Annotated in this window: 12 protein-coding genes; 4 read left to right on the top strand and 8 right to left on the bottom strand. The window is 45.1% G+C overall.

The annotated features are described in order from the left end of the window. Positions 1-78 precede the first annotated feature (78 nt). Positions 79-2,727 carry a phosphoenolpyruvate synthase gene (ppsA, locus tag BLS59_RS27550; RefSeq protein ID WP_091155870.1) on the bottom strand — a complete coding sequence of 883 codons (2,649 nt, stop codon included), beginning with the start codon at positions 2,725-2,727 and terminating at the stop codon, positions 79-81. 252 nt (positions 2,728-2,979) lie between these two features. On the opposite strand from ppsA, the gene BLS59_RS27545 reads away from it, so the two are divergent. Further along, positions 2,980-3,606 carry a class I SAM-dependent methyltransferase gene (locus BLS59_RS27545; protein WP_091155867.1) on the top strand — a complete coding sequence of 209 codons (627 nt, stop codon included), beginning with the start codon at positions 2,980-2,982 and terminating at the stop codon, positions 3,604-3,606. Positions 3,607-4,031: 425 nt separating this feature from the next. Here BLS59_RS27545 and BLS59_RS27540 read toward each other — a convergent pair whose 3' ends face one another. From BLS59_RS27540 to BLS59_RS27525, 4 genes are all read right to left on the bottom strand, one after another. Next, the gene (locus BLS59_RS27540) at positions 4,032-4,472 is read right to left on the bottom strand and encodes a VOC family protein (protein ID WP_091155863.1); all 441 of its coding nucleotides are present in this window, start codon (positions 4,470-4,472) and stop codon (positions 4,032-4,034) included. Between the two features lie 45 nt (positions 4,473-4,517). Then, a complete protein-coding gene (locus tag BLS59_RS27535) occupies positions 4,518-5,009 on the bottom strand; it encodes an SRPBCC family protein (protein ID WP_091155860.1) in 492 nt (163 codons plus the stop codon). A gap of 41 nt (positions 5,010-5,050) precedes the next feature. Continuing rightward, complete coding sequence (locus tag BLS59_RS27530; protein ID WP_091155856.1) at positions 5,051-5,374, bottom strand: ArsR/SmtB family transcription factor; 324 nt, start codon at positions 5,372-5,374, stop codon at positions 5,051-5,053. A 246-nt stretch (positions 5,375-5,620) separates the two neighbouring features. Next, complete coding sequence (locus BLS59_RS27525) at positions 5,621-5,917, bottom strand: hypothetical protein (protein WP_091155852.1); 297 nt, start codon at positions 5,915-5,917, stop codon at positions 5,621-5,623. A gap of 638 nt (positions 5,918-6,555) precedes the next feature. Here BLS59_RS27525 and BLS59_RS27520 point away from each other — a divergent pair. After that, positions 6,556-6,942, top strand: coding sequence for a sensor histidine kinase (locus BLS59_RS27520; protein WP_162842792.1), 387 nt, complete (start codon positions 6,556-6,558; stop codon positions 6,940-6,942). On the opposite strand, the gene BLS59_RS27515 is transcribed toward BLS59_RS27520, so the two are convergent. The 3 genes from BLS59_RS27515 to BLS59_RS27505 form a co-directional block, all read right to left on the bottom strand. Further along, the gene (locus BLS59_RS27515; RefSeq protein ID WP_091155844.1) at positions 6,923-7,780 is read right to left on the bottom strand and encodes a PAS domain S-box protein; all 858 of its coding nucleotides are present in this window, start codon (positions 7,778-7,780) and stop codon (positions 6,923-6,925) included. The two genes, BLS59_RS27520 and BLS59_RS27515, sit on opposite strands and share 20 nt — an antisense overlap. Before the next feature lie 418 nt (positions 7,781-8,198). Further along, positions 8,199-8,909 carry a potassium channel family protein gene (locus tag BLS59_RS27510; protein WP_091155841.1) on the bottom strand — a complete coding sequence of 237 codons (711 nt, stop codon included), beginning with the start codon at positions 8,907-8,909 and terminating at the stop codon, positions 8,199-8,201. A 236-nt stretch (positions 8,910-9,145) separates the two neighbouring features. Further along, complete coding sequence (locus BLS59_RS27505; protein WP_091155837.1) at positions 9,146-9,424, bottom strand: hypothetical protein; 279 nt, start codon at positions 9,422-9,424, stop codon at positions 9,146-9,148. Positions 9,425-9,506: 82 nt separating this feature from the next. On the opposite strand from BLS59_RS27505, the gene BLS59_RS27500 reads away from it, so the two are divergent. Together BLS59_RS27500 and BLS59_RS27495 are read left to right on the top strand one after the other, a co-directional pair. Next, entirely contained in the window at positions 9,507-10,577 is a 1,071-nt protein-coding gene (locus BLS59_RS27500) for an efflux RND transporter periplasmic adaptor subunit (protein ID WP_091155834.1), read from the top strand. 25 nt (positions 10,578-10,602) lie between these two features. Beyond that, positions 10,603-13,695 (top strand): efflux RND transporter permease subunit, encoded by a 3,093-nt coding sequence (locus BLS59_RS27495; protein ID WP_240315359.1) that lies wholly within the window; start codon positions 10,603-10,605, stop codon positions 13,693-13,695. Positions 13,696-13,706 lie beyond the last annotated feature (11 nt).

Here is a 13,706-nt window from a genome sequence, read left to right as displayed (position 1 = left end):
ACAGCAGTTTAATAATTTAATTATCTGAGAATAAATTATTCCACGTCCATTTATTTAACCCCAATAACAGGAAATGGTTTATAGTATTTCTACATATCCGTTTGTTCCATTCACTCTTATGCGCTGTCCGTCTTTGATGAGTTTGGTTGCATTCTCTACGCCCACAACTGCCGGTAAGCCATATTCACGCGCTATAACTGCTCCGTGGGTCATTAGTCCGCCAACTTCGGTAACCAGGCCTTTTATGGATACAAATAATGGCGTCCAGCTGGGGTCGGTAAAGGGGGTTACTAATACATCCCCATCTTCCAGATCGGCATCGTCCATGTTTAAAATTACACGGGCCCGCCCTTCTATAACTCCTGTAGAAACAGCCAGCCCTGCAATGGCTCCGGCCGGGAGGTCTTCGTGTTTGTACTTGCCTGAAATGATCTCACCATCAGAAGTGATAACGCGTGGCGGGCTTAATTTTTCAAATGATTTATGCTCGTCTTTTCGTTTGCTGATCAATTCATGATCCAGTTTATGGGTGCGTACAACTTCGCGCAATTCTTCAAACGTGAGGTAGTAGGCATCTTCTTTATCGCGAATAACGTTGGCTTGTACCAGTTGCTCAACCTCTTTAAGCAAAGCCTGTTTGTAAACAAAGAAGCGGTTAACGATGCCGTATTTAGGATATTCACGATAACCGGCTAAATCCCGGAGCAGATCGATCATTGCTTTTGTTTCTTCGGCTTTTTGTTCACCATCCGGTAATTGCTTCAATCTATCTAACAACGTTTGTTCTTTGTTCAGCGCCTCCTGTCGCCCCTGTTCAAATTTTCGCTTGCCTGCCCCAGGTTCAAAGTTTTTAATGTTATTCAGAATGATAGGAACGAGTGTTAATGGCTTTTCACTCCAACGCCTTTTGGTGATATCGATCTCCCCGGCACAGCGCATACCGTATTTGTTGAGATAAGTATCAATAGCATCCCTTGTTTCCTGTCCGCCGTCAAACTTAATCAGTTCATCTAAAAAGTTATCATCTTTTACCTGTTGTAAATAATTAATTACCTCCGGGTAAGGACGGATAGCATCCGCTACATTCAATAAATCCAGGCCCATCTCCGAAGTGATATTATTTGATACGGATTGAGAAAGGATGTCTGCTATGTTTTTTTCACCCAGCCATTCGTTCATCTTTGTATTGAGCCACGTTGAAGCATTCATTGCAGCCAGGATAACACCCATATGTTGTGCATGAAATATCATCTTCTTTGATTGCTGAATGTCTTCCAGGATTAAATCAAATACATCTGATCCGGATTTAGTTTGCATATTTTGTTTTAACGCTGCTACGGATGTTTCACTATCTTTAATCAGGTCAGAAACGATTGCCGGATCGTTTCCCACCTGCGCCAAAATATCCGCGGATGACATTCCCTTATTGCTTTTAACAAGCACCGGCGCTTGTTCATCATTTGGTAACGATTTTATAAAATCGCCCCGCTCTATGATGGTCAGCAATGCGTCTTTTATGAGCGGATCATGTTGTCCCATAGCATCTAATAAACCTTCCCTGCCGGCAGGCGTAGCCAAGCCATCCGCAACGTCAACAAACAATCTTCCGCCAGCTTTAAACATGGGCCGGGCAGCTCTCAACTGCCATAAAGACAATCCCAGTGGTTTCATGGGGTGGGTCATCATTTGTTGGTGGCCAACTGATATATAAACGTGGTTTTCCTGGTCACCCGATTCAGGAACAGGGTATAAAGTAGTGATTGGCCTGCTCTGTACAATATAAAATGTATCGCTGGCCAAACACCATTCAATATCCTGGGGACAGCCGAAATGTGCTTCGATACTTTTGCCTATGCGCTCAAGCCTGATAATTTGCTCGTCGGTTAGCGCTTGCCTGTTCTGCTGCTCAGGCTCAATTTCCTGTTCTTGCGTGCCGCCTTCTTTTAAGGCATATATAGCCAGTTTCTTGGCAGAGATCTTTTTATCGATGATTTGGCCGTTACTCACTTTATAAAGATCGGTATTCACCAGGCCCGATACCATAGCCTCACCAAGGCCGAAACTGGCATCAATGGATAACACTTTCCTGTTACCGGTAATGGGATCGGCGGTAAACAAAATGCCTGCTGCTTGGGGGAAAATCATTTGCTGAACAACCACCGCCAGGTAAACCTTACGCTGGTCGAAGCCGTTTTGAATGCGGTAAATTACCGCCCTATCCGTAAATAACGATGCCCAGCACTTACTGATATGCTTTAGAACTTCCTCCTTGCCGATAATGTTCAAATATGTATCCTGCTGACCTGCAAAGGATGCTGTGGGCAGGTCTTCGGCCGTAGCGCTGGACCGTACGGCAAAGGCATCTTTTTTATCAAACCTGGCGAGATGGGCTGCAATATCTTCTGCAAGATCGTCAGCAATGGGTATCGTTTCAATGACCGATCGAATCTTTGCGCTGATCGCGCTGATATTTACCCTGTCTTCTGCCTTAAGATGCCTTAATTCATCCAGCAAACGGGTAAGCTCCTGATTGTCTTCGGTAGCTTTTTTATACGCTTGAGTGGTAACGCAAAAGCCATCTGGTACTTGTGTCCCAATAATGCTGCATAGTTCGCCCAGGTTAGCGCCCTTGCCGCCAACGGTCATAAGCTTTGTTCTGTCTATTTGCTGAAAATCAATTGCATACGTGCTGTTGTTTTGGGTGTTGAGTTTGTTTTTTGGTATCATAGTGATGGCTTTTTGGGGGGCTGTAAAGCCAAAAATATAAGATATGATATATTAAAATACTGTTTTTTGACTATATTTTTTTAGGCGCAATAATGACGGAAACAAGGCGTTATACATACAAATAAAGGGGCTGTGGGAAGCGTTTTATATGCTGTTTTTTGATGCCGGTGATACACCGGTTTTTTCTTTTTGGGGTATAGCTGAAGGTAGTTTTAATAAATAGTTACTTTAGTAACCTAATGGAAACACGTTATGATAAATGAAAACGAAAAACCCGAATTTTGGGAGTACGCCTTTATCAATAAGCAGGAAATGTGGGGATTTGAACCCTCAAAATCGGCAGTGCTAACAAAGGATTTTTTTGTTGAAAAGCTGGTTAAAAATATCCTTATTCCGGGTATTGGCTATGGCCGCAATGCACAAACTTTCAGAGATCATGAAATAGCAGTTACAGGGATAGAGATATCAAAAACTGCTATTAATATGGCAAAGAAGCACTACGGAACAGGTATGACCATTTACCACGGTTCTGTAACGGATATGCCTTTTGACGATTGCCTGTATGACGGCATATTTTGCTATGCCTTAATTCATTTGTTAGATGGCGGCGAAAGGGAAAAATTGATCAACGACTGTTATAATCAGCTTACAGATAATGGTTATATGGTTTTTACGGCTATTTCAAAAGATGCCCCAACGTATGGTCAGGGCAAATTGGTGAGCAAAGACCGTTATGAAATATTCGATGGCGTTAAGATGTTTTTTTACGACAGAGAATCAATTAACGCAGAATTTAGCAAAGCCGGATTGTTTGAGATCACGGAAATCATGGAGAATTATCCGTTCTTTTTAATTAAGTGCAAGAAAGGTGATAGCTGATTGCGAAGATGCACAGGAATCAAAATATTAAATAGTTAATTTGTTGTTAATCAATATTATATATCCAATTCAGTGCGTAGGGATTAACTAAAAAATGACGCACCGGAATATGTACTTTTTTGTTGCAAATTGGTACATAAAAGGAAAGTTTAGTGTAAAAACAAAAGCCTGCAATTGTTTTATTTGCAGGCTTTTAACTATTTTTCGCAGGGCTGTTCGAGGAGAGGGAGGGATTTCAATCGAACACCTTATACCGTTTTTGACCTTTTTAGAGACTTTGAAAATTTAAATCTGCTTTAAAGCCGTAATCAAATCTTATATTTTAGGTGTGTTGTTACCCTAAATTCAATCTTTACGCGCAAATGGTTAGCTTATCTTTATGACATTGGACTCGACACCAGGTAAGGGATCGCTTTTTTCTTCGGTTAAATTTGCCCGTTATAATTGGGGTCAAATTCCACAATCCATTCAATACCATATTTATCTCTAAACATTCCGGCATATGTACCCCAGGGACTGTCACCAATGGGTCCTTCAACATCTCCGCCTGCTGATAGTCCGTTAAATATCTTATCTGCTTCTCCACGGCTTTCGGCAGCCACTGCTATTTTAGACCTGTTTTCGCTTTCGCTTACCCGTCCCATAAATTCAGGAACGTCATTAGCTATCAATACATTGTGTTTGCCAATAGGCAAGGCAATGTGCATGAGTTTATCTGCTTCATTAGCTGGTACCGTAAATTCAGCGCTTGCTAAATCTTTAAAACGGACGATTTTTGTGAACTCTCCGCCAAAAACTGATTTGTAAAAAGTAAATGCTTCTTCGGCATTTCCGTTGAAGTTGATCCATGGGTTAATTGTTCTCATGATTTTTAAATCTAAATGTGATTGTATATTTTCTTTTTATTGTTTCTATGATAATGCGGCCAACAACTCTTCCAGGTTTTTTAAGGTCATGGTGAAGCCTATTTTGAAACCTTCCAATAATTTTTCCAATCGCTCAAACGATTCATTAAAAATGGTAATGTTTACTTTGGTTATGCCATTTTGTTCGCTGAAATTGTAATCCCATTCAGAACCCGGCAGTTCACGGTTTTCGTGTTTATCTGAAAACGCGTTGTACATCTTAAAATTGGTTTTCGGGGTAATGGATGTAAACTCCTGTACCGCCCAGCGTTCCTGTCCATCGGGACTTATCATTGCGTAAAACCGCCGCCCGCCTACTTCAAAATTCATATACTTGGTTTTGGCGCGCATAGGTGCAGGTGCGCCCCATTGGTCCAGTAGTTCGGCTTTGGTAAAGGCATCCCATACTAAGGCCTGTGGGGCGTTAAACTCCCTGGTTATATAAACCGTTTTCGCTGCCTTGTCAACGTTAAAATCAAATAGCAAATCGTTGTTCATTTTTTATTGATGATTGGTTAATAATTTTGTTTGTATCAATGCTACTTCGTGGTCTGTGTTTTAATTGTTGTTAATAAATGGTCGAGCTGGTTAAATTGCGTTTCCCAGTTTTGCCTGAATTGGGCTAACCAATGGTCAAACTCCTGCATTTTTTTGGCGTTAAAGTGATAATAGATCTCTCGGCCACTCTGCTCGGGTTTAATCAATTCGCATTCGTGCAATACTTTAATATGTTTTGATACTGCCTGGCGGGTCATATCAAATTTTTCTGCCATTGCATTTGGTGTTAATGCCTGGATGGCGATTAGCGTTAAAATAGCTCTGCGTGTGGGGTCTGATATGGCCTGGAATATATCTTGTTTCATTCTTGGTTATTAATGAGCAACTCTCAGGTTGCAAATATATATGCAACTTTTGAGTTGCGCAAATTTATTTGTATTTTTTTTGTTGAGGTATGATGGTGTGAAGTTTAGAGGTAATGAAGGTGATTTAAAAAGAATAACCTGCTAAGAGTTAATGTTTTAGCAGGCTATTGTATGACAAGGCGGGGAGGGAGGCAATTAGGACACCTAACTGCAATTCTGGCAATAACGAAGCGGATAATAATACAATTAGATTGGATCAGAATATACAATTAAAGTAGAACCATTTTTCATAGCATTATTGTAGTATTCTCGTTTTTCATCGTTATTTACTTTTTCGAGACTTAGTTTTCCAACTTTCGAAAACTCGATTTTTCCTAAACCAAGGCCAATAATCATTTCTTCTGCTTCGGTTAAGTTATATTCAGAATTATTATCCGCCCTAAGATATAATAAGAAAGCATGTCTTTCGCCCATTGGATATTTGGGGCCGTATTTTTCTGTAATATCAGCAGCTCCAACATATATATGAATTTCATAAGGCATTTAACAAATATAGCCAAGTTATTATAAGTGTTTAGAGATTTTGCTTTTAAGTAATACAAGATTTACAACGTCTCAAATCGGCTTCACTTGCTATAAACAACAAAACCTGGCATTTGCCAGGTTTTGTTGTTTGCGGAGAGGGAGGGTCTGGAACCTTTCTTAATAGCGCGTTATAAATCAAGTATTTACGTTATTTCCAAAACTCATTGCCACGATTTTGCCATGATCTTGAAAATACCCGTAAAATAAAGAACACCGGCGTGCTAATACTCTCCTATCTATATCATCAGTTATCAACTGCCCAGGCTTGTATAACCTAAAGCGTCCTGTAACTGTAAATCGTTTTCTTAGTATAAAGATAAGAAAAAAAGGCTATAAATCAAATTTTACCTGCTACGGCTGCACGGGGATAATGTAATCACAAGTAGCAGGCAACAGTTTTTTTTAAAGCACAGTCATTATCCGCCCCCTTTATTAGTTTATGGATTTATTTTTCTTTTCACCGGCCCTCCTTATTAAATACCTGTTATATAAACCCAATGAATTTATTAGCCGTTTGATCACCTGATTTACATCATTCATTTTTTAAACTTTTAACAGGATTAGCTAAAGCTGCTTTAAAGGCCTGATAACTTATTGTGATCAATGCAATAGCCGACCTCCCGGAAGGCCTGACGCTGCACGCGGATGCCGATCATTTCGAGTTCATTATCCGTAACCTGCTCTCCAACGCGATTAAATTCAGTTACGAAGGCGGCGCGATCACAATCGGCGCCAAGCTCCCGTCACCTGAAGAAGCGGTGCTTTCGGTGGCCGATCAGGGTATCGGCATCAGCCCGGATCAGCAGGCGGTCTTCCTGACCAGCAACCTGAAAGTCAACTTCGGTACCAAAAAGGAACAGGGAAGCGGCCTGGGCTTATTGTTAATCAAGGATTTTATTAAAGCTAACCAGGGGCGCATTTGGCTGGAAAGCGAGCCGGGCAAGGGTACGAGATTCTATGTGGCTATGCCTGCGGCTCAATAACATCATTTTTGCTTTTCGCGTCCGTGAGCTGGGCATTATTCGCCCGGACAATGGCATCCAGTTCCTCCGAGGCGCTCTTTAGCCGGCCGGCGATCTCACGGCTTTCATTGTCCAGCACCGTCTCGTGCAGCAGGTCGCTCAGTGCGATCACTGAACACAACGGCTTGCGGAGCTCATGCGAATTGGACCAGGCCACGCGCAGCAGCGCCTCGTTGCTCGCCTTTAGCTTCTGATAGGCTTCCCGCAGCTGTTGTTTCTTTTTCAGCAACGGTGTCAGGTCGCTGGCCATCACCACTTTGCAGGGTCTTCCGGCCCACTCGACCGGGTGGGAAGTGATCGATACGTCAAAGACCTCGCCGCTGCGGCCGACATGCTGCCAGACGCCGGCATCAACCAGTTCTTCGTGCTCCTTGCCGATAAAGGCATCCAGCGATGATCGGTCTGCCGTCGGGCGGATATCATAGATCGTCATTTTCAGGAAGTGTTCCTGCGGGTAACCGTACTTCTTCACCGCTGCATTGTTCACCCGCAGGAACCGCAGGGTCTCGTGGTCATAGATCCACATCGGGTTGGGATTGGCTTCGAACAGGCGGCGATACTCCTCTTCTGAACGGGCAAGCGCGTATTGCTGTTTACGGATCCGCACGGCTAGTATCGCGGATATCAGGCAGACCATCAGCACATCATTGACCCAGCGGAGCGTGTCCTGGCGCTCGGGATCGAGATTGCGCGCCAGATAAGTGATCGCCGGGTCGGCAAAAAATGCCCAGGCAAGCCCGAATACCAGCACGATGGCTGGCACCAATAAAAAACGATACCTGTTCAACTTCCAATGCATATACCAATATACGAGATAGTTATCTTAAAAGTTAACTCCCCTCCAGGCTTTTAGTAATAGTCTATGCCGTCATCGCCAGCCGGCGGTCGACAAGGCAATTGCCGTATCGATCATTTGCAGCGCCTTGCTGATCTTGTTTCCAAGTGTTACCGTGTCCTCATCACAACTGAACTACCCTTCGGCGGTACCAAACATTCCGGTTTCTATTTGCGCCTCTTTTTCTTCTTCTGATAAATCCTGGGCGGTTTCTTCCAATGTTTCATCAGGTGCCAGGCGGCAAATAAGTAGTTTTCCGGCTCAAACGCAGGCCGCAATGTTATTGTCTTGAGTTGTCATTGGATATAATTTTAATTTAAATATTTATTGTTAAGGCAACTCTTTAAGTGCTGGACATCGAATTATCATGGCCAGATCGATTTCAATCTTTGTGGATGTTCGCATTATCTTGTGGTTGACTGATCAGCAGGTTAATTAGAACAGCGCCGAATATGACAAAGATGGCCGACTGAATAATGACGCACATACGACCAAATGTAGTATGGGGAGTGATATCTCCATAACCGATCGTACAAGCCGTGATCACGCTGAAGTAAAAACTATCAAAAGGCTTAGTAACGACGCTCCCGTTTGTAAAATTGATCGACCGCGTGCTCAGATAGGTGATGGCAAAGGTAATGATTAGAATCCAGTAGTGAATGAACATAAGGATCGCACCCCGAACTTTGGAGTAATGCTCATGGGAAACTTGCTCGTCAAAAAATAAAGTCGGTATATAAAAAAGCGTTTCTATGGAAAGGTATAAGGCGGCAAACAAAAAAACAGGGTATCCAGCCATCCTAAAGCCTTGGTCATACAACGGTATAAAAAGTATGGCCCAAACAAACACTAACTTAGTGATCAAATACACTTCAGAAGCCATTGTCTTTGAAACAGTACCGTACCGCTCAGAAATATGCCGGATATACAGACCTGGGAAAAGGTATTGAATTAGCAGCAGTGCCAGCTCAATAATCCATTCCAGTCCGATCGCACGACGATCAGCCTCCTGCTTGCCGCAGAGCTTGACAATACGACTCTTATGATGTAACAGGTGGCTTCCCGCCTTTGTCTGATTGTTTTTACCGGTCATTCGGCTCCTGTAAATTTAGCTTTTCCATACTCTCTGAGCATTTGCAATGTCCCAGCACCACTCGTCCTGCTGTCGCTGCTTCTTCATGTCAAGATAGACCTCGCTGATCTATCAAGTTTTACGGCATGATGGTTGGTCCGCATTTCTTTCACAGTAATTCCGCATCCCTTTCCAGTGCCTACAATGTAGCCACGGATGGTGCATGGTGCTGCAATTTACGGTATGGCTCTGATTGATTACACATTATACAGATTCTGATAATATTCTTTAGCCATCCTGCCTGCTTCAAACCCGGAAACAATATCAGCGGCGGCCTTTCTGATGATCGCTGACCACCGTTCGGGCTGCCGGTAGTACATCGGTAATAATGTATTTTCCAAAACGTCCATCAGATTCTTGTTCTCCAGGCTGTCCTTTTCAATGCCGGATAAGCTATCATGCGCCTTCGGGATCAGGAAACAGTGAAGATCGGCCAGCGCCTTATAATTTACAAAATGACAAAAGCAATATAACACATGACTCTAAACGATTAAGTTATTTTTTTCAAAACATATTCGACAAAAAAACATTATTTGTCCATATATACATGTCGATACGATGAAAAACAACTTTTACACCGTCAACGGTATCTGGTTTATCGCAGCACTACTCTGTGGTTGCGGACATAAAACGCAGCTTAAAATCACACCTGATACCATAAGGGTGAATAGCTTGCTGCTCAGCAGTGCAAATCCGGGAACGACTGACCGCATCCAATATAACGGCACGCTTCAGGCGGACAAGACGATCGACCTGAGTTTCCAGGTCTCGGGGACTATTACCGCAATGCCGGTGCAGACCGGCGATTATGTTCACAAGGGCCAGTTGGTGGCAGCTATTGACGAAACGGTGTACCGTAACCAGTATAATGCACAACTGGCCCAGGCTAAGCTGGCCGAAGAGAACTATAACCGCACCCTAGCCGTATATAATAAAGGAAGCATCGCCGAGATCAAAATGCTGCAGGCGCGGTCTGACTTTGAGCAGGCCACCTCGTCAGCCAAAGCGACTTATCAGAACATCGTACACACTAAATTATTTGCACCCGAAAACGGTTACATCGGTGACAAAAAGACGGAAGCGGGCGCTACTGCCAGTCCCGGAACCCCGGATATCCAGCTGCTGGATATCCGGTCGGTGCAGGTTTTAGTAGCGGTTCCGGAGAGCGAGATCAACCAGTATAAAGCCGGCGACCAGGCAGTAGTAACAGTAGATGCTCTTGGCAGTCAACCGCTGATCGGAAAAGTTTCGGAGATCGGTGTATTGGCCCAGCAAAACAGCGCCAGCTACAATGTGAAGGTTTACCTGCTTAACCCGGCCAAAGCGCTGAAGCCCGGCATGCTCTGCAAGGTAACCTTCGGTCCTGACAACCACCTATCTGCCACGGACAGCAGCGGGCAGAAGCAAATCATCGTTCCGGCGCAGGCTGTCCAGGTAGATGAGCAAGGCAACAATTATGTCTTTATAACCGATGATGCCGGAAAGAAGGCTTTGCGTAAACCGGTACAGACAGGTGCCTTATATAATAGCGGCATTGCAGTTAAAAGCGGCCTATCCGGCAACGAGCGGCTGATTACTTCCGGCTATCAGAAATTAACAGACGGCACCCCGGTCATTCTCAATAAATAATACAATCATGAATAAAAAAGGTCAGATGATCGAGTGGGCGATGCGTTATCACGTTATCCCGCTTGCGATAGCCACCGTATTGTTTATCCTGGGTATCCTGGGCCTGTTCAATATGCCAAGGAATGAGTTTCCTGACTTTACCATCCGGCAGGGTGTCATCATTGGCGTTTATCCCGGCGCTACTTCGGAACAGGTAGAAGAACGACTCACCAAAAAAGTAGAGGAATACCTGTTCAGTAATAACGAGGTCGATAAGACCAAAACATATTCCTATTCACGGGATGGGATGATGTATATTTTTGTCGAAGTCGCTGACCGGGTTAATGGTCCTGACACCAAAGCCTTCTGGAACAAGATCAAGAACGGCATGCTCCTGCTGCAGGGACAGGTGCCAAAAGAAGTCAAAGGCTTTTATGTCAACAGTGACTTCGGAAACACCTCTGCGCTGCTGCTCGCGGTAGAGTCTTCCACCCGTAACTATAAGGAACTGAAAAAAAATGTAGAGGATATCGAAGCAGAACTGCGCCAGGTCAAAGATGTCGCTAAAATAACGCATACGGGTGACCTGAATGAACAGGTCGGTGTTTACGTGGATAACAATAAACTGCTGCAGTACGGCATCACCGCCAACACGATCATGCAGGTATTGCAAAATGAAGGAGCGGTCAGCGCTGCCGGTACAGAAAAGGGTACAGTGATCGACCGCCCGATCCACCTGACGGGTTTTTACAAAACCGAAGCCGACCTTGCCGGGCAGATCATCCGCAGGGATGATAATGGCAACCTGGTCAGGTTAAGGGATGTTGCCACCATCAAACGGGAATATGAGGAACCGGATGCGTACGTAACCTCCAACGGAACTAAAAGCATCATCATCTCACTGGAAATGGCCACCGGCAAGAACATTGTTCAATTTGGTAAAGAGCTCGAAAAACGGCTGGATAAGGTAACGCAGCATCTTCCGCACGATATTAAGCTGGTGAAACTGGCCAATCAGCCCGAAGTGGTCGATGAATCCATCAGCCACTTTATGAAAGAATTCGGCTTCGCCCTGATCGGTGTCATTATTATTGCCCTGCTGCTCTTGCCGTTCCGCATTGCCGCGGTGGCGGCTGCCACGATACCGATCACGATCGCAGCTACCCTGGCCATCATGTACCTCGCCGGTATAGAGCTCGATACCGTAACCCTTGCAGCGCTCATCGTGGTATTGGGCATCGTCGTGGACGACCCGATCGTGGTGATCGATAATCATGTGGAAAAGCTGGATCATGACATGTCCGTCTGGGACGCGGCCAAAGGCAGCGCGGTAGAACTGTTTCCCTCGGTATTTACGGCAACGCTGGCCATCTCTGCCACTTTCTTTCCTTTGATGTTTTTTATGACCGGGGTTGCCAAGGATTTTATCAGCGTATTCCCGGTGACCATCATCATCGCGCTGAGCCTTTCGCTGGCCATCTCTATGGTGCTGGTTCCTTTCTTTAACACGGTATTCATCAAAACCGGATTGCAAAAGAAAGAAGAAAAGAAAAGTGACAAAATATCTTTACTGGACCGCTTGCAGGCTTTTTTCGACAAGCATATCGGCCAGGCCATGGACCATTATAAACTGACAGTACTCTTCGGGATACTGGCAGTAGTGCTCGGGGTAGTGATCATGGGTAAACTTCCACAGCAGTTATTTCCAAAGGTAGAGCGGAACCAGTTCGCAGTAGAGATCAACCTGCCCAGCGGCTATAACCTGTCCCAAACGGACAGCGTGGTAAAAGGCATGGAGCATATTTTGGCCAAAGATAACCGCATTGTTAATTACACCAGCTTTATCGGCACCAGCTCGCCCCGTTTCCATACCCTATATGCTCCTAACCTGCCGGCTAAGAACTATGCGCAGATCCTGGTCAACACGACCACAGAAAAAACAACAGAAGAGGTCATCAGCGAATACCAGCAGAAATACAGCAATATCTTTCCTTCGGCTTATGTGCGCATGAAACAACTGAACATGGTCAATGCGCCTGCGCCGATCGAGGTGCGTATTGCCGGAAATGACATTGCGGCTTTAAAAGCCGCCGGAGACCAGGTATTAGCTATCGGTAAGCAACATCCGGAAGTCATCTGGGCAAGGACGGACTATAATGAAATGGAGGAAGGGATCAGGCTCGACATTAAAAACCAGGAAGCTGCCCGCCTCGGCCTCAGCCAAAATGATATCGCCAATACTGTCGCTATGAATATGGAGGGGCTTAATGCTACCCAGATCTGGGAAGGCACCTATCCGCTGGATGTAAAGATCAAAACGCCAAGGGCCGAGCGGAGCCATTCATCCGATCTGCTGGAGTTGAACATTCCTTCGCAGCAGACCAAAGCCATTGTACCCCTACGCCAGGTTGCGGGTATCCGGCCGGAATGGGAAAACGGCCAGGTGGTACGGCGAAACAGCGTTCCTACTTTAACGGTTCGCATGGATATTAAACCGGACGCCATTGCCAACGAAGTATTAGCGGATATACAACCCGCGATCCGTAAAATTAAATTGCCGGAAGGAGTGGAGATCAGTTACGGCGGAGAGCTGGAGCTGCAGAATGAGAACCTGGGCCCGATGGGCTTATCCCTGCTGATGAGCATTATCCTGATCTTCCTGATCCTGATCTGGCATTTCCAGCACATCAAGCATGCGCTGCTGAGCATTACCACGATGCCGTTAAGTATCCTCGGCGCCTCCTTCGGTCTGCTTGTAACGGGTTATCCCTTTGGCTTTACCTCCTTCCTGGGTTTATTGGCGCTGTGTGGGATCGTGGTCAGGAATGGCATTATCCTGATCGATCACGCAGAGGAACTGCGGCGCAATGAAGGCAAAACCGTCAGGGAAGCGGCTATATTATCAGCAGAGCGCAGGATGCGGCCGATATTCCTGACATCTTCTGCCGCGGCAGTGGGCGTAATTCCTATGATCCTGAGCCGCTCCTCGCTTTGGGGGCCCTTAGGTACCGTGATCGCCTTCGGCCTGCTGGTATCTATGCTGCTGACCCTATTTGTGTTACCTACACTGTACTGGCTATTCTTCCGGAAGGAAGACGATCATGCCGAAACCGCGAAAAAGGAAACGGCGAAAGCTTAATTAATTTTAAT

Origin of the sequence: Mucilaginibacter pineti (genome assembly GCF_900101875.1) — a bacterium.
GTDB lineage: Bacteria > Bacteroidota > Bacteroidia > Sphingobacteriales > Sphingobacteriaceae > Mucilaginibacter > Mucilaginibacter pineti.
This window is presented reverse-complemented; position numbering and strand designations above follow the sequence as displayed.